This window comes from Streptomyces sp. TSRI0107, from assembly GCF_001905845.1.
GTDB lineage: Bacteria > Actinomycetota > Actinomycetes > Streptomycetales > Streptomycetaceae > Streptomyces.
Genome location: NZ_LIVZ01000003.1, coordinates 69,963 through 84,479, shown reverse-complemented (window position 1 = coordinate 84,479; position 14,517 = coordinate 69,963). Strand labels below are relative to the sequence as shown.

At 71.7% G+C, this 14,517-nt stretch carries 13 protein-coding genes and 2 pseudogenes; all 15 read right to left on the bottom strand.

Annotated elements, in window-relative coordinates:
• Positions 1–64: 64 nt before the first annotated feature.
• The 15 genes and pseudogenes from AMK31_RS07565 to AMK31_RS41385 all read right to left on the bottom strand — a co-directional run bounded on the left by AMK31_RS07565 (position 65) and on the right by AMK31_RS41385 (position 14,496).
• Positions 65–1,480 (bottom strand): MFS transporter, encoded by a 1,416-nt coding sequence (locus AMK31_RS07565; protein WP_073939618.1) that lies wholly within the window; start codon positions 1,478–1,480, stop codon positions 65–67.
• A 193-nt stretch (positions 1,481–1,673) separates the two neighbouring features.
• Positions 1,674–3,053 (bottom strand): MFS transporter, encoded by a 1,380-nt coding sequence (locus tag AMK31_RS07560; RefSeq protein WP_073939617.1) that lies wholly within the window; start codon positions 3,051–3,053, stop codon positions 1,674–1,676.
• A 323-nt stretch (positions 3,054–3,376) separates the two neighbouring features.
• Positions 3,377–3,974: pseudogene (locus AMK31_RS07555) on the bottom strand (DUF4291 domain-containing protein).
• 147 nt (positions 3,975–4,121) lie between these two features.
• Positions 4,122–4,535, bottom strand: a complete 414-nt coding sequence (locus AMK31_RS07550) for a hypothetical protein (RefSeq protein WP_073940099.1) — start codon at positions 4,533–4,535, stop codon at positions 4,122–4,124.
• A gap of 192 nt (positions 4,536–4,727) precedes the next feature.
• Positions 4,728–5,381, bottom strand: a complete 654-nt coding sequence (locus AMK31_RS07545; RefSeq protein WP_073939616.1) for a DUF6338 family protein — start codon at positions 5,379–5,381, stop codon at positions 4,728–4,730.
• A 6-nt stretch (positions 5,382–5,387) separates the two neighbouring features.
• Positions 5,388–5,588: a hypothetical protein gene (locus AMK31_RS07540; protein ID WP_073939615.1), complete on the bottom strand. Its 201-nt coding sequence runs from the start codon at positions 5,586–5,588 to the stop codon at positions 5,388–5,390.
• 46 nt (positions 5,589–5,634) lie between these two features.
• Entirely contained in the window at positions 5,635–8,373 is a 2,739-nt protein-coding gene (locus AMK31_RS07535; protein ID WP_073939614.1) for a CHAT domain-containing protein, read from the bottom strand.
• A 315-nt stretch (positions 8,374–8,688) separates the two neighbouring features.
• Entirely contained in the window at positions 8,689–9,522 is an 834-nt protein-coding gene (locus tag AMK31_RS42065; RefSeq protein WP_443333940.1) for a penicillin-binding transpeptidase domain-containing protein, read from the bottom strand.
• A 44-nt stretch (positions 9,523–9,566) separates the two neighbouring features.
• A pseudogene (locus AMK31_RS42390) lies at positions 9,567–9,752 on the bottom strand (penicillin-binding transpeptidase domain-containing protein); the annotation flags it as partial.
• Positions 9,753–9,757: 5 nt separating this feature from the next.
• Positions 9,758–10,174 (bottom strand): lasso peptide biosynthesis B2 protein, encoded by a 417-nt coding sequence (locus AMK31_RS07525; RefSeq protein ID WP_073939612.1) that lies wholly within the window; start codon positions 10,172–10,174, stop codon positions 9,758–9,760.
• Between the two features lie 109 nt (positions 10,175–10,283).
• Positions 10,284–10,541, bottom strand: a complete 258-nt coding sequence (locus AMK31_RS07520) for a lasso peptide biosynthesis PqqD family chaperone (protein WP_241842570.1) — start codon at positions 10,539–10,541, stop codon at positions 10,284–10,286.
• Positions 10,538–12,409, bottom strand: a complete 1,872-nt coding sequence (locus tag AMK31_RS07515) for an asparagine synthase-related protein (RefSeq protein ID WP_073939610.1) — start codon at positions 12,407–12,409, stop codon at positions 10,538–10,540. The genes AMK31_RS07520 and AMK31_RS07515 overlap by 4 nt, the downstream gene beginning before the upstream one ends.
• 134 nt (positions 12,410–12,543) lie before the next feature.
• Entirely contained in the window at positions 12,544–12,651 is a 108-nt protein-coding gene (locus tag AMK31_RS39705) for a keywimysin-related RiPP (RefSeq protein WP_110635242.1), read from the bottom strand.
• 451 nt (positions 12,652–13,102) lie between these two features.
• Positions 13,103–13,558, bottom strand: a complete 456-nt coding sequence (locus AMK31_RS07510; RefSeq protein ID WP_073939609.1) for a DUF4383 domain-containing protein — start codon at positions 13,556–13,558, stop codon at positions 13,103–13,105.
• A 137-nt stretch (positions 13,559–13,695) separates the two neighbouring features.
• Positions 13,696–14,496: an alpha/beta fold hydrolase gene (locus AMK31_RS41385; RefSeq protein WP_241842569.1), complete on the bottom strand. Its 801-nt coding sequence runs from the start codon at positions 14,494–14,496 to the stop codon at positions 13,696–13,698.
• Positions 14,497–14,517: the final 21 nt, after the last annotated feature.

Below are 14,517 nucleotides of genomic sequence, written 5' to 3'. Positions count from 1 at the left end.
AGGGAGGGCAGGGGGGCGGGGGAGAGGGACACGGGGCAAGGAGGCAGGGACGGGCTGGTTGGCTTCAACGGTCAGTGACCTTTGCGGTGACCGTTGCGGTCGTCTGTGAGATGCGTGCAACGCCGAGCAGGAAGAGTCCGCACGCCGCTACGAGCAGCCAACCCGCGTGGGAGGCCCGCGCGAGCCCCGCCGGCGCGACGCCCGTGACGAGGGCCCCGGCGACTGCGATGCCGATCGCCGAGCCGACCTGCCGCGCGGTGGAGGTGATCGCCCCGGCCACCCCCGCCCGGGACGGTGGCAGTCCACCGACGGCGGTGTTGGTGAGCGGCGCGTTCGCGAAGCCGAAACCGATGCCGATGAGCAGATGGGCGAGCCCGAGCAGCGCTACGCCGGTGTCCTGGCTCAGACCCACCAGGCTCAGGCCCCCGGCGGTGATGAACGCGCCGGCGAGGAGCAGCGGCCGGCGCGGCCCCAGCCGTCCCACCAGAGTGCCGGACCAGGGCGCGCACAGCGTGGCTCCGAGGGCCATGGGGAGGGTCGCCGTGCCCGCGGCGAGCGGGGTGAGGCCCCGGCCGTGCTGGAGGTAGAGCGTGCTGAGCAGCAGGCTGACGTTGAGTGCGACGAACACCGCGACCGCGCCCAGCACCGCCGTGGCGAACGCCGGCCGCCGAAAGAGCCCGAGGTCCATCAGGGGTTCGGGCCTGCGTAGTTCGGCGCGGACGAAGGCGGCGGTGGCGGCGGCGATCAGGGCGTAGCCGGTGAGGGCCGCCGGTGACACCCAGCCGAGACGGGGTCCTTCGATGAGGACGCCGACGGTGAGGAACAGGGCCGTGGTGAGGAGCACTTGGCCGGGCAGATCGAGCCGCCGGGCGCGCGCCCCGCGCGACTCCGGAACGAACACGGCGACCAGGACGAGCGCGGCGACCACGACCGGAACGTTGATCCAGAACACCGATCGCCAGCCGAACGCGGCGATGAGCGCTCCGCCGGTGACCGGGCCCGCGGCCATGCTGAGCCCGAAGACGGACGCCCAGATGCCGATCGCGCGGGCCCGCTCCCGTGGGTCGGGCATCGCGTTCACCACGATCGCCAGCGCCACGGGACTCAGCATCGAGGCCCCGATCCCCTGGACGGCCCGCGCCGCGACGAGCGCACCGAGTGACGGAGCCAGCGAGCAGGCCAGCGAGGCCAGACCGAAAATGATCAGTCCGCTCTGGAAGACCCGCCGCCTTCCGAAGCGGTCCGCGAGCGCCCCGGACACGATCAGCAGGCTCGCCAGGACCACGGTGTAGGCGTCGACGACCCATGCGAGCCCCCGGGTGCCGGTGCCCAGGCCGCGTCCGATCTCGGGCAGGCCCACGTTGACGATGGTGGTGTCCAAGCCCACCAGGAACATGCTCAGCGCACAGACGGCGAGCACCGTCCAGCGCCGGCGCGCATCGAGTGCGGGTGGCGGGGCGGACAGGGTCGTCGTGGTCATGGGAAATCCCCCTCGGGCCGGACCGGGATCGTCTGCGAGCTCAGGTTCGGTGGGGGACGGCGCTGAGGCCCAGACTTTTTGCGGAGGCCGCAAAAAGCCACAGGGCGCGGAATGGCGGTCATGGACGCTGAACTGGCGGAGATCGTGGCAGCCGGCAGCATCCGGAGACCCACCTGTGCGACTTGAAACGGCGTCAGCAACGACGCCACAGGCGGGGTACGGGAGCCGGCTCCGGTGCTGGTGGTGTCGGGCACCGGGTCACAGCGACGAGAAGCATGGCGAGGATCCCGCCGGCCACCACGAACAGCGTGGTGCTGATTCCCTCTGCCGTCGAGACGCGCAGGCGTTCGCCGGTGAGGTCGTCGAGCCCGGCGGTCGCCACGAGGACGAGGACGGCTAGGCCGACCGCGGCACCGACGCCGGAGCCGGTGGAGGCGATACCCGAGGCGATGCCCTGTTCCCGGTCCGCCACGCCGGTCGCGGCGGCGATGAACATGGTGGTGAACACCACGCCGTCACCGACGCTGAGCGCGACGAGACCCGGGACCAGTTCGACGTACGAGCCGTCCGGCGAGACCGCGACGCCGAGCAGCACGGCGCCGAGCGCACCGATGGCGAGAGCGGCCACCAGCGTGCGCTTGAGCCCGAACCGAGTCACGAGCTGGCCGGCCGTCGTCGAGCCTGCCACGACGACCGCGGTGGGGATCAGGAACCCGGCGCCGGTTTGCAGGGCGTCGTAGCCGAGGACCTCTTGGAAGTAGACCGACAGGAAGTAGAGCACAGAGCCGAAGGTCGCCATGAACATGAACGCGATGACGACGCCGGTGACGAGGTTGGGATTCGACAGCAGCCGAGGGGGCATGAGCGGGTCGGCGCTGCGCCGCTCGATCACCACGAACGCTCCGAGCAGCAGCAGGCCGACCGCGGCGCTGATCAGGATGCCCGGCGAAAGCCAGCCCAGGCCGGGACCCAGCACCAGCGCGAACACGATCGAGGTGACGCCCAGAGTGACGCTCAGCGCGCCAGGCAGATCGAACGTACGGCCCTTCTCACGTGCACCGTCGGGTGGGATCAGCACGAACGCGAGCAGCAATGCCGGACCCGCCAACGCGACAATGACGAAGAAGACAGCCTCCCAGCCGAAAGCCTGGGTCAGTAGTCCGCCGAGCAATACGCCGATCACCAGGCCGGCCGCACCCGCACCGCCCCAGATACCCAAAGCCCGGTTGCGCGCCCGCCCTTCGGGAAACGTGGTGTTGATGAGCGCCAGCGTGGTGGGGAAGACCAAGGCTCCACCGACTCCCTGAAACGCGCGTGCGGCGAGCAGCACGCCCGGCCCGCTGGCGAGGCCGCCCGCCAGCGCCCCTCCGGCATACAGCGCGAGTCCGCTCGCCAGGATCCTGCGCCGCCCGAGCAGGTCCGCGGCCCGCCCGCCGAACAGCAGCAGGCCCGCCGAGGCGACCGCGTAGGCGCTGATCACCGACTGGAGCGTCTGCGCTGAGTAGCCCAGATCGCGTGCGATGTCAGGCAGCGCCACGACGACGATGTACTGGTCCAGCGAGACGATCAGCATCGCGAACGACAGCAGCGCCAGTGTCGCGCTCCCACGATTCCAACCAAGGCTGCCGGGTCCTGATGAGGCGTCCGCAGATCTCAAGGCAGCACTCCTGGTCGACCGGGTAGGCCGTCCCAGACTTCGAACGTCGGACCGAGCGGGACAGCCAACACTGCTGGAGACGCCCCGACGACGGAGCACCAACACCAAGACCATACGGACCGTGGTCCCCAACAGGCGCTGCAACACCCTCGGCAGCGGGGCTGCAGTCGGGAGGTGGACCGGCGGGAGCGCGATCGGTGGTGCTACGCGAAACGCAGCGCGCTGCTGGTGAGAGCGGCTCACCGGTGCAAATGGGCCAAGAGCTCATCCTTCACGAGGTAGGGACGCTCAAGGGGCAGCAGCTGCCGGGCGATGTCCAGCTCTCCACCTCCGTACATGGGCATGGACGGTGTGGGCGAGCGGAGTGACGTCGGTGATGGAGACGAGCCACTCGTCGGCGTAGAGACGTGCGGCTTCGCCGGCGAGGCCGAGCTGGAGCGAGCGGTGGGGGAGTGGCTGAAGGTGCAGATCCCGTTCGGGGTCCCATTGCACCCGGGCAGGAGCCTGCTTCAGCCGGCGCTTCCACGTGGCGTGGTCGGCGTGGAGCCCATGCTCATAGTGGGACAGGCAGGCGTGTTCCAGTGCCCACTCGAAGCCGTCCCGGGTGATCTCGACGGCCAGGACGGTCTCTTGGCGTTCCTTGGTGCCCCAACCGCAGCGGTACATCATCCATAGGAACGACGGTTTGATCCATGTCATCCGGTTCCGTTGCCACACCGCCGGGAAACGGCCCTCCCGGGCGGCCGGCAGTCCGATCTCCGGCGCGTACGCCTGGTAGACGGTGACCGTGGAGTCCGTGTGCAATGCTCGAATCTGGTGTCGCACTCGGGACGGCAGCGCGAGAGCCTGAGCCCGCACGCCCAGTCCGCCGTTCACCCCGGCGGTGGCCACGACGCCCCTGGAGTTCGGCGCCTTCGCGTCCCGATGAGAACGCGCCTCGCCATTTCCTTTTCGAATCGCTCGGTTTCCCGACCGATCGGGGCGTCAGCTGCGCGGCTGCGTACGCAAGTGCCGCATCAGCTCGGCGAGCGCCAGCAAACTGATCAAAGGAGAGACGGCGGCGAAGAGCATGCCCACCGTGTCGTCGTCCTTGTTGAGAGAAGCCCAAAGGCTCCAGGCGAGTGCGGCTGCCACGCCGGTCAATGTGAGAATCCAGGAAGACAATTCACGGCGGCCGTCGATGATCGCCGCCGTGACGCCCAGTCCGCCGCACACCATGAGCCCCATGACCAGCGCCGCATGGACCCAATTGGGCACTCCGAGCGCTCCGTCGAAGGCCGGTTCGGCGTCCATTTGCCGGTAAGTGGCCCACAGGCTGCCGAGGTAGACCACGATGAGCGCCGCCAGGCTCACGATTCTGATCAGCTGCCCCAGCACACCGCGCTGTTCTCCTGCCACCGCACCCCCCGTTGTACCTGCCGGTCGCGAGGACCCCAAGGATGCCAGCGAGAGCCACCCCTCGAAAGAGGAAAGCGCCATCTGATGTGATTTCCTGACCCGGGTCATAAGTGGAGCGTGATGCGGGACTGAATGCCGAAAGGTTTCTCCATCGGGGAAACTCCCCAAGCGCCGATTGGGGCGCATCGACGCTCAATTCCCGGGGGGCTGGTGCAGAGGGACGGCGGTGATCTCGATGAGCCGGATGTGACCGCCGGGAATGATGACGTAGTCCGCCTCGGAGGGCCGCGCTTGGGCCTCGCCGGGCCGGCGGATGGAGATGGGATGGTGCAGCGCGACGTCGCGGTAGTACGTGTCCCGCTCGTCGGAGACCATGTGTCCGCTGCCGTAGACCAGTGTGTCGTCGTCCATCAGCACCTGTACCCGGGGATCGGCCTCGCCGCGCCGGGGCTTGAGCAGCTCGGCCCACACCGTGCCGGGCGCCGTGGACCAGTTGCTCGCACCGCTGCGGCGACCGCGCAGCTCCCCGAGGGCCGCGCAGGCAAAGGTGCTGAGGGCGAGGACGAGGACGGCGGACCGTACGAGGTGCCAAGCGTGCGAACGGGCGTACGGCGCGCCGGACACGACGCCGTCCAGCGTGGCGAGGCCCGGCACGTACTCGGCGACCACGAGGACGCCCCCCGCGGCGGCCAGCGTCGCGAAGGTGCCGACCGTGAACAGCTCGGCGATCTCCCGGGCGGCCCCCGGGCGCTCGCGCAGGCCGTGCCGTTCGTACCGGACGAGGTAGAGGTAGCCGGGGACGGCCGCGTACAGCAGGGCCAGGAAACCCGCGAGGCTGGACGGCATGAAGGGTCACTCTGCGGGCGGGGCGGGAGGCGCCGGCGGGGCGGGCGGGCGTTGCCGGTCCCTCGGGTCATAGGTGCCCTTGACGATGCCCAGCGGCGGCCCGTCGTCCGGATCCGTACCGTCGCCCATCAGGTCGGCCTGCGCCTTGGCCTCCTCTTCCTCGGACAGTTCGCGTGATGCCCGCTGCGGCTCGTCCTCGTACGTCATCGTCACTCCTTCGCATCCGTCGCGGCTGTTCACCGTCGAAGTGTGGTCACCTTGCTCCGTAGGCCGTGATTCCGGCCCACTTGTCGGTCTGCTCGGGGGAGTCGCCCGAGTCCAGCATGGCCACCGCGGCCCGCCGGGCGGCTTCCAGGGGAGCGCGGCCCTGGCAGCGTTGGAAGATCCACCCCTTGGAGTGGCGTATCGCGGGCGCCGATCGGATCGGGACGGGGCTGGCGAGTACGAAGGCCGCTCCCGCCTCGTGGAAGGCGTGGACCAGGGCATTGGCGGCGTCACCGGCGAGTTCGAGGGGACGCGGCGTCCCGGGTGCCGCCCCCGCGAGCGCCCCGTGCCCGCCACTGTGGTCGGCCGTGGCGCGCAGGCCGGTGCTGCACACGGTGAGCAGCACCTCCTCGAAGCACATCCGGCTCATGAGCACCTGCCCCGTCTCGAGTGTCCCGTCGGCCATCGTCACACCGGCGCCGAAGGGCTCCCCGGGAGCGGTCACGCCGTGGGTGATGATCTGAAGCACCTCCGTCCGGCCGGGCGCCGGGGGTCCGGAGAGCAGCAGGTCGTGCAGCGCGGCGACCGTCGCCCGATCGCCGGTGACCGGCCCCGTGCGCAGCCGCTCCGGCCCCAGCCAGTCGGCGAGGTGGCACACCGCCTTCCGCGCTCCGGGAAGCGGCTCGCCCCTGGACGGCCGGTCGACGCCCAGCAGCGTGGCCCGGACCGTCCCCGCGGGCCGGTGGTCCAGCAGCGGCGCGCTGGACAGGTTGGGGACGATTCCGATGGCCGTCCCACGGATCACATGGCCGCCACGGTGACGGACGAGCGTCCAGGGCAGGTTGTGCAGGTGCCCGTGCGGGGACAGCAGGCAGGTGCCGCTGTCCGTGACCTCCTCCGCGAATTCCGGAGGGATCAGGTCGGAGAGACCGAGACCGTGGTGGGCCCAGAAGTCCAGGCGTGCGGGTGTGTCCTGGCGAAGTTCTCCCTGGTAGGCCTCCAGTGCGTCGCGGGTGTCGTCACTCAGCCGCCGCAGGCCCGTGCGCAGCCTGCCGTCCGGTGTCGCCAGCAGGGCCAGGATGCCCTCGGGGCGTTCGTACAGGCTCAGGGCCACACAGCGGCCGGGGTTGCTCCCCGGGGCGGCGGAGCGGTACGCGGCCAGGAACCGGGTGAGCCGGTCCGGGTCGAAGGGCGGATCGTCCCTGATGAGGCGCCAGCGAGGGTCGACGGCACGGATCCTGGTCAGCAGCGCGGCCCGCTCGACGCCGAGCCGGTCGGCTTCCTCCCAGCGCTGGTGATGCTCGGCGTCCGTGATCCGCTCGGTCAGTTCGGCGAACTTGGCGTGGTCCGCTCCGTGCCGTGCGTCCCGCTCGCCGGTGCCGGGGGACGCGTCCGGGGTGTTCCGTACGTCCGAGCGGGCCAGGGAGAGGCGGGCCGAGAAGGCGCGGGCCTTGAGCAGATCCGTGACGACGGCACACAGCGGTGCGTCGGCGGTCTGCTCGGCGAAGGCCAGCGCTTCCTCGAACAGCGGCCGCCGATGGCGCAGGTGCAGCGTGTCGAAGCGATGGCCGAGCGGCACGCGCAGTACTCGGTCGAGGGCGTGGGCCATCTCGCGATAGGCGCGTGCCGCATCGGCCCGGTCTGCCTGGCCGCAGTCTGTGTGCCCGCGGTCTGCACGACCACGGTGTGCCCGGGCACGCTCGGCGAGCAGGCCGGCCGCGAGGGTGTCATCGGGATGGCCGGCCAGACAGCGCGCCCCGCGGTCGCACCAGCGCAGGGCCCGCTCGCACCATCCGTCCGCCCCGGACAGCCGGGCCGCCACGGCACGAAGACGGCAATACTCCGCGCCGCGCACCAGGCGCAGACGCGCCCGCATCGACGTCCGGTCTGCCGCTGAGGTGTCCTCGAACAGCAGGGCGGCCTGATCCAGCCGCCGGGTCGCCTCGCCCACCGCACCCCGGTCGAGCGCGCAGCGGGCCAGTTGCAGCAGCCCCGCCTCCGGCAGGCCGGTCGCCGCGTACTGCGGCATGCGGCGCAGGTAGGCCTTTTCGGCCGCCTCCGGTGCGCCCGTGTCGCGGAGCGCGCCCGCTTTCACATCCAGCAGCCGTACGTAGACGGTGGTTGCCTGGAGCAGCCGGCCAACCTTCTTGGGACCGTCACCGCCCTGCGCGAGGAGCGCGCTGAGCGGACGCATCGCTTCGGGATCGGTCTCGTCGATCGGCCCGTCCGGAAGGAGAGCGGCGAGTTCCGCCTCCAGCGGCGCCAGCTCCTCCAGGGCGGTTTCGGCGTCGTACAGCTGGTACAGCGCCTCGGCCCGCAGTATTCGCAGGTCGCCGTAGAGGGCGGACGGAGTTCCGAGCGAGTGCCGGGACGCGTCGTCATCCAGTTCCGTGGCCTGCTCCACAAGGGCGAAGGCCTCGCCGGGCCGCCCCTCCTGCAGCTCGTACTGGGCTTTGCCGGCCAGGAAGGAGCGGAGCTGGCCGGGTGTCGCATGGGGTGTGAACTCCTCCGCCCGCGCCCAGTGTTCTTCGGCCTGCCGGTGAGTACGGGCCCCGGAACGGTGGGTGGTGAGCTCCCGCCCGAAGGCGTCCAGCAGGATGCCGGCGACATGCGACGGCTCAACCGACGGTGTGGTCGGGCCGCCGGGCGCGTGCAAGACCGCCAGAATCCGTCGTCCGAGCAGGATCAGCTCATGGAAGAGCCGTCCGGTCGGCTGTCCCGCGTCCGCTGCCTGCCAATACCGCGCCCCCAACTCGAAGAATTGCGTGGCCAGGTTGTGGACTTCCATCCACGTGCCCCCGATTCCGCGATGCCGCCCACCCCTCCGCGCCCCGAGGGCGTCCGTCTTTGCGGCGACCCCCAGCCCATGGCGACTCGACCACCCACCGTACGACCGCCGGACCGGGAGGGGAACCGTCGCAGGGAGCCGCCGGAGCGCATAGTGCGGTGGTGCGCGCTGGTCACTCGCGCTGATGCGCCTCGCGGAGCGGGGAAGCCCTCCCTGCCGGGTCGTCGTGATTGGGGAACCGTAGCCGAAGACATGCCAGGTGATGTGATGTCACATCAGGTGACGTCACGTCAGGTGGTGTCACGTCAGGTGGTGTCATGTCAGAGCAACGGCCATCCGCCGGGTCACCCGGGCGGCGGCCGCCGGGTCGGCGTGCGTGATCCGCGCGGCGAGCGCGACCCTACGCCCGTCGTCCGCGCGGGCGTAGGCGAGGGACCAGGACAGCGGGGTGCCGTCCTCGTCCTCGGCCGGGACCCACATGTCCGCCGCGCGGACGGCGGTCAGCAGCGCGGCTGCCGTACGCTCCGAAACGGCCCGTACGGCCGGCTTCTCCACCTGGGCCACCAGCCGTGGGGGCGCGAGCCGCCCGCCGTCGGCGAGGGCGGCCGCGACCCGGGCCATCTGGAGCGGTGTGGCGGTGGACGTGCCGTCCGGGCCGTACGTGCTCGACGCGGTACGGAGCGGGACGAAGAGTTCGCGGTCGTCGAATCCGAAGGCGCGCGCCGTCTCACGGACCTTGCCGGTGCCGAGCGCGTCCGCCATCGCGGCGAACACGTCACCGCACGCGTTGGCGAGGGCCGTTCGGATGGAGGCGCCCGCGCAGTCGCCGCTGCCGCCGGTGCGCGTCGGTTCGTCGGCACTCCGGTAGAGGCCGTGCTCCAGGGCCGCCGCGGCGATCACCACGTCGAGCGTCCCGCCCGGTGCCGTCGCGTCCCGCAGAGCGCGGTCGCGCAGGGGCCGGCGGCTGTCCTGGTTCAGCCCCCGCCAGGCCTCCGCGTCGGCCGGGAGACGGCCACTGAAGCCGGCCGGGTCGTACGAGGGTGTGCTGACCACCGCGAGCAGGTCACCGGTGGACGCGTCGAGCGCGACGGCCGCACCCTCGTCGTCGCCGAGCGCGGTGAACGCCGCCTTCCGGGCGGCCGGTTCGATGGTCGTGACGACGTCCGAGCCGCGGGACAGTCGGAGTCGTACACCGCCTCCAGGCCCGACCGCCCGAAGGCCAGGGAGCGGCAGCCGGTCACCGGTGCGTACAACGCGTCGTCGGTGTACGTCCGTTGGAAGGGGATCTTCTTCACGCCGCTCGGTTCGCTGCCCGTGACGGGCCGGCCGGCCACGACTGTGTCGCCCAGCCCTTGGGCCGAGGGCCGGGCCGTAGGCATGCAGCTCAGTCCACCGTGATGAACCGCTGGAAGTAGTCGGCGGGCGCGCCTTCGCCGACCAGGACGCCGTCCGCCTCCACCCAGGCGTGCGCGGCGAACGGCGGCTGGGTGCGGACGCCGACACACCAGGTCGGCCACTGACCGCGCAGCCGGCACAGCAGCACGGTGGCCAGGGAACGCGGCAGGCACCCCTGCTGGCCGCCCGCGGCCAGACTGACCGCGAGGACGGTCTCGCGCGCCCGGGCGGCCTCGGCGAGGGTCGCCGGCCGGGCTCCGGGGCGCAGCCGCAGCAGGACCTTGCGGATACGGGCGGGGGGCTGCCGGGCGAGCAGGTGGGCGCAGCCGACGGCCAGCCGGGTCACCAGCCGCGGACCGAGGGGCACCGAGCGGGGGTCGTGCGGGACGACTTGCGAGGTGGACACTGTGGCGATGCCTCCGTGACGAGGACGGACGGACGGGCGGGCGGGGCGGGCCCGGAGCGGGGGAGGGGACGGCGCTTCCGCTGCACTGCTCCGGGGCAGGGGTCAGGGCTCAGGCGGCCAGGAGCCGCGCGGCGCGCAGTTCCTGGAGGATGCGGGTGATGTCCTCCTCGACCTGCTCGGCGGTCACGTCGTACCGGTCGGTGAGCGCCGTCACCGCCTGCTCCCTGCTCGTGCCGTCCAGCAGGGTCCGCACGATCAGCGCGGCGGTGGGGTTGAGGGTGAAGTACTCGCCGCTGTTCTGGTCGAGCAGCGCCATGCCGTACTCGGTGTCGGCCGTCACCACTCCGGAGCGCAGGGTCATCGTCATGCCGTGATACCTCCTGTGTCGGTTTCCGCCGGCCGCAGCGGGCCGCGGCCTCGTTCGCGTGCGCGCAGCCACACCTCGCAGCCGACGGTCGGATGCAGCAGGGCGCTCTCCAGGTCGGCGGCGAGCGGCCGGACGCACCAGTCGCGCAGGGCCGCCACGTCGACGAGGCCCAGTTCGCGCAGCCGGGAGTCCTCCCAGAGGGCGAGCAGCGCGGAGCGGTGGCGGCGCAGCCCGGTCTCCTCCTCCAGGGCGGCGTGCGCCTTGGTGGTGCGGTGCCGGACAGACTCGGGGACGACGCCCCGCATGGCCTCCTCGATCAGCGGCTTGTACCGCCACGGCGTCACCCGCTCGCCGGGGCGGACGGCGAGGGCGGCCTCGACGAGCAGGTCGTCGTAGTAGGGCGCGGCGAAGGTCACGCCGAGCGGTTCGGACATCTGCTGGACGTGCCGGGCGAAGCGGGCCAGGGTGCGCAGGGTGGCCAGCTCCCGGTGACCGCCGTGGCCGGGGCCGAGCGGCTCCGCGTCCTCGACCTGCTCGTGGATCAGCGCGCGCACGGTCTCCACGGCCGGCCTGGTGGCCCATGGGGGCAGCCGGGGCGGGGTGCCCCAGGTGAAGAGCGGGACGGACATGGGGGGTTGCGGGAGGGTCAGGTCGTGCGCGACCCGGGCCAGCCAGGAGCCGTACGGGCGGCGGTCCAGGAGCTGGGCCATGGCCGTGCGGCGGGACCAGCGGTGCCGGGAGGCGAAGCCGCGGGCCAGCCGCCAGGCCGTACGGGGATGGCGCGGCAGCAGGCCGTGGACGTGCGCCGAGGCACCGCTGAACAGTTCGTCGCCGCCCATTCCGCTCAGGTGCAGCGGGGAGCCGCGCTCCGCGGCCCGCTCGATGATGTGCATCCGCCGATGGCGGTTGACCGCGTACAGCGATGGGGTGTCGAGGTCGTCGTCGAGCGCGTCGACGCGGTCGAAGGTCAGGGGTACGGCGGTCGCGGGCACCACATGGTGCTCCACCGCGTCCAGCGCCTCCACCGTGCGGCGCGCATAGGCGACGTCGTCGCCGAGGACGTCGTGGACGGCGGCGGTGTAGGCGACGGTCTTCGCGCCCGCGCGGGCGGCGGTGGCGACGACCGCGGTGGAGTCGACGCCGCCCAGATCCGCACTGATCAGTTCGCGGCCCCTGATCCGTACGGCGACCGCGTCGGCGAGCCGTTCCCGGACCAGCCGGGCACCTTCGGCGAGCGGCAGTTCGGCCGGGGGCGGGCTCCAGCAGCGGCTCGTGCGCAGCCGGCCCTCGCGGTCGAGCAGGACGCGCCGGTCACCGGGGACGACGTCGACGCCGCGCCAGACCGTCTGGGTGGTCAGCGGGTGGAGGATTCCGGGACTGAGCAGGTGCACGGCCAGGCGGCCCTCGTCCAGGTCCGCGCCCGTGAGGTCGGCCAGGACGTCGGCACGGTCGGAGACGACGTGGGCGCCGTGGGTGCCGGGCGCCTGGGCGACGAAGACGCTGCGGACGCCGGTGACGGTGCCGCGGACCAGCGTCCTGCCGTCGAGACCGGCGATCAGGTGGTGGCTGCCGGGCCATTTCCTCGCGTAGGCGTCGGCGGCCTCGAGCGATCCGGCGCGAGCCGCGTGTGCCGCTTCCTCCTCGGTCACCGCGTGCTGTCCGAGCACGGCCAGCCGGGCAGGTCCGCACGCCACTGTCGTCAGGTCGCGGTCCGGCCAGCGGCCGATCAGCCAGGGCCGTCCGGACGGGTGCGGGATCTCCTGGATCCCGCACGACCGGGCTCGTGCGGCGAGGACGGCGACGGCATCGGTGTCCGGGAAGACCAGGAACCAGCAGGCCCCGGCGGTGGACGACGGGCCGGTCACCATGAGCGGGTCCTTCCGGTCGGGGACGGTCGGCTGTGTGCGACGCCGCGTGGGCGGCACCGGTGGCGCCGCCCACGCGCTTGACCCACCCTCGGATTTACGTGTACACGTCAATCAGAGGGAAGGTTCGGAGAAGGTCAGAGCAGGCTGTGGCCGCCCAGCAGGTCGGGGCTGCCCGTCCCGGCCAGGCCCGTGACCTTCTGGAAGTCGCCGACCTTGGTGAGAGTGGGACGCTCGTAAGCCATCGTCATATCCCTTCGTCGAGGAACGTGCCGTCGATGAAAGCGGGTTGTCCCGCCTGATACCTGAGCCGGCGCGCCACACCATCGAGGGGGGCGCCGACGCGTCCACCAAGCTAGACGTGCGCTTCCCCCCGTCACAACGGCGTCCGCAAGCCATCAGGGCCCCACCTGGCCATCGGCCCTTCCGTCACATCCGCCTCGCGGTTCACAGAATGCGAGCGGTCGGTCATGTTGTGCGCGGGACGGGGTACCCACGATAATGTGACAACCAGAATTCCGGTTGCCCGCAACCGGTCGGCCGATCGCCGCCCTGTTGGCCGGGACGCAGTCCTTGCGGACTGGACTTCCGGCCGTAACGACGCCGGCCACGGCGAAGACCGGCGCTTTCGGTCTGTGTGGGGATTGCCCGTGACCAGCCACTCGTCGCCGTCGGGCGATCCAGTGCCTCCGCCGGTCACACAGTCCGCGTCGCGTCGTGCCTACGGGTGAGCAGGGCGCCCAGTGCGATCATCCCGAGGCCGAGCACGAGGTGGAGCCAGTTGTCGGCGGTGTTGAGCGGGACGAAGTTCGCGGCGCTGTCGAGGTCGATGATCACGCCGTACAGCCACAGGACCAGGTAGATGGCGCCGCCGGCGAGGAGGTAGAGCCGTGCCTGTGCCGCGGTGCGCGACAGCGCCAGTCCGGCGACGCCGAAGGCCAGATGCACAAGGTTGTGCAGGATGGACACCTGGAAGATGCCGAACAGCTTCGCCTCGGAGTGGTGAGCCGCGAACTCCATCGCGTCGTAGTTCGTGGTGATGCCTGGGATGAAGCCGAGAACACCGACCAGGAGGAAGACCGCTCCCACGACCAGAGCGGCCTGCTGGACCGGTGTGCGCGCGGTGCGGGCGGCGTGTGCGTGTGTGGACATGGCAGATCCCCTGTTCAAGCTCGAAAGCCGACCCGATGTCCGGTTCGTCATAGCTTTCGCCGAGTGCCCTCATTCGTCCCAGAGATGCCCCAGCGGCACAGGTGCTCGCATCGAGCCGAGCTCCCGCTCGACCCCGATCAGTCACGACCGCGTGGCCTGCTCAGCCAGGCGCGGATCGCCTCTGCCGTGCAGTCGGCGTGGCGGTGAAGCAGGGAGTAGTGGTCACCGGTCAGGTCGGCGCCCTCGTGCGGGAGCGGCCAGCGTGGCTGCCAGTCCGCGTCCGGGGCGATGCGCAGCATCTCCGGCGTGGGGCGGCCGCGGAGCAGCAGCGTGGGCACCGGTGAGGGCTCGGGGTTCCAGTCCTCCAGTACGCGCGCGTAGCCGCCCCCGGCGATGAGCAGCGAGTCGTCCGACGCCGCGACGACGTCCTCCGGCAGGGCGGCGCCGGCTGCCATCAGGGCCGACCCGCGAGGATCGTCCCGGCGCAGCACACCGGCGTGGGTGTCGATCAGGACCGCACCGGCCGGTGGCCGTCCGCTCTCGGCGAGGTGCCGGGCCACCGCGTGCGCGATCACGCCGCCGGCGCAGAAGCCGACGAGGACGGGCGACCTCCGGACGGGCAGGGCACGGACGGTGTCGGCGTGCGCCCGGACCAGCGTGTCCATGCCGTCGGGCACGCCCCGGCGTTCCCCGAGCCCTGGATGCTCCAGCAGGAACACGTCGTGCGCGCCGTCGAGCCGCTCGGCCAGGGCGGACGGGACGCGATGGTGGGGCGAGAGGTAGTCCGGGAGGTACACGACCGGCGTGCCGTCGCCCTGGGCGAGCCGGATCGGCGGGACCGAGTACCGGGTGTGCTCGGCGGGGGAGAAGACCGGCAGGGCGTAGGACGCGTGATAGCGCAGCGCCATGGCCTCGAACGGGCCCTTCTCGCGCAGCACCCGGTGGTAGAGGGGGCCGAA

Bases quoted from the DNA above. Each gene is read 5' to 3' on its own strand.
- AMK31_RS07565 (WP_073939618.1), bottom strand. From the start codon at position 1,480: ATGACCACGACGACCCTGTCCGCCCCGCCACCCGCACTCGATGCGCGC.
- AMK31_RS07560 (WP_073939617.1), bottom strand. From the start codon at position 3,053: ATGCTGATCGTCTCGCTGGACCAGTACATCGTCGTCGTGGCGCTGCCT.
- AMK31_RS07545 (WP_073939616.1), bottom strand. From the start codon at position 5,381: ATGCCGTCCAGCCTCGCGGGTTTCCTGGCCCTGCTGTACGCGGCCGTC.
- AMK31_RS07540 (WP_073939615.1), bottom strand. From the start codon at position 5,588: ATGACGTACGAGGACGAGCCGCAGCGGGCATCACGCGAACTGTCCGAG.
- AMK31_RS07535 (WP_073939614.1), bottom strand. From the start codon at position 8,373: ATGGAAGTCCACAACCTGGCCACGCAATTCTTCGAGTTGGGGGCGCGG.
- AMK31_RS07520 (WP_241842570.1), bottom strand. From the start codon at position 10,541: ATGACGATGACCCTGCGCTCCGGAGTGGTGACGGCCGACACCGAGTAC.
- AMK31_RS07515 (WP_073939610.1), bottom strand. From the start codon at position 12,409: ATGGTGACCGGCCCGTCGTCCACCGCCGGGGCCTGCTGGTTCCTGGTC.
- AMK31_RS39705 (WP_110635242.1), bottom strand. From the start codon at position 12,651: ATGGCTTACGAGCGTCCCACTCTCACCAAGGTCGGCGACTTCCAGAAG.
- AMK31_RS07510 (WP_073939609.1), bottom strand. From the start codon at position 13,558: ATGTCCACACACGCACACGCCGCCCGCACCGCGCGCACACCGGTCCAG.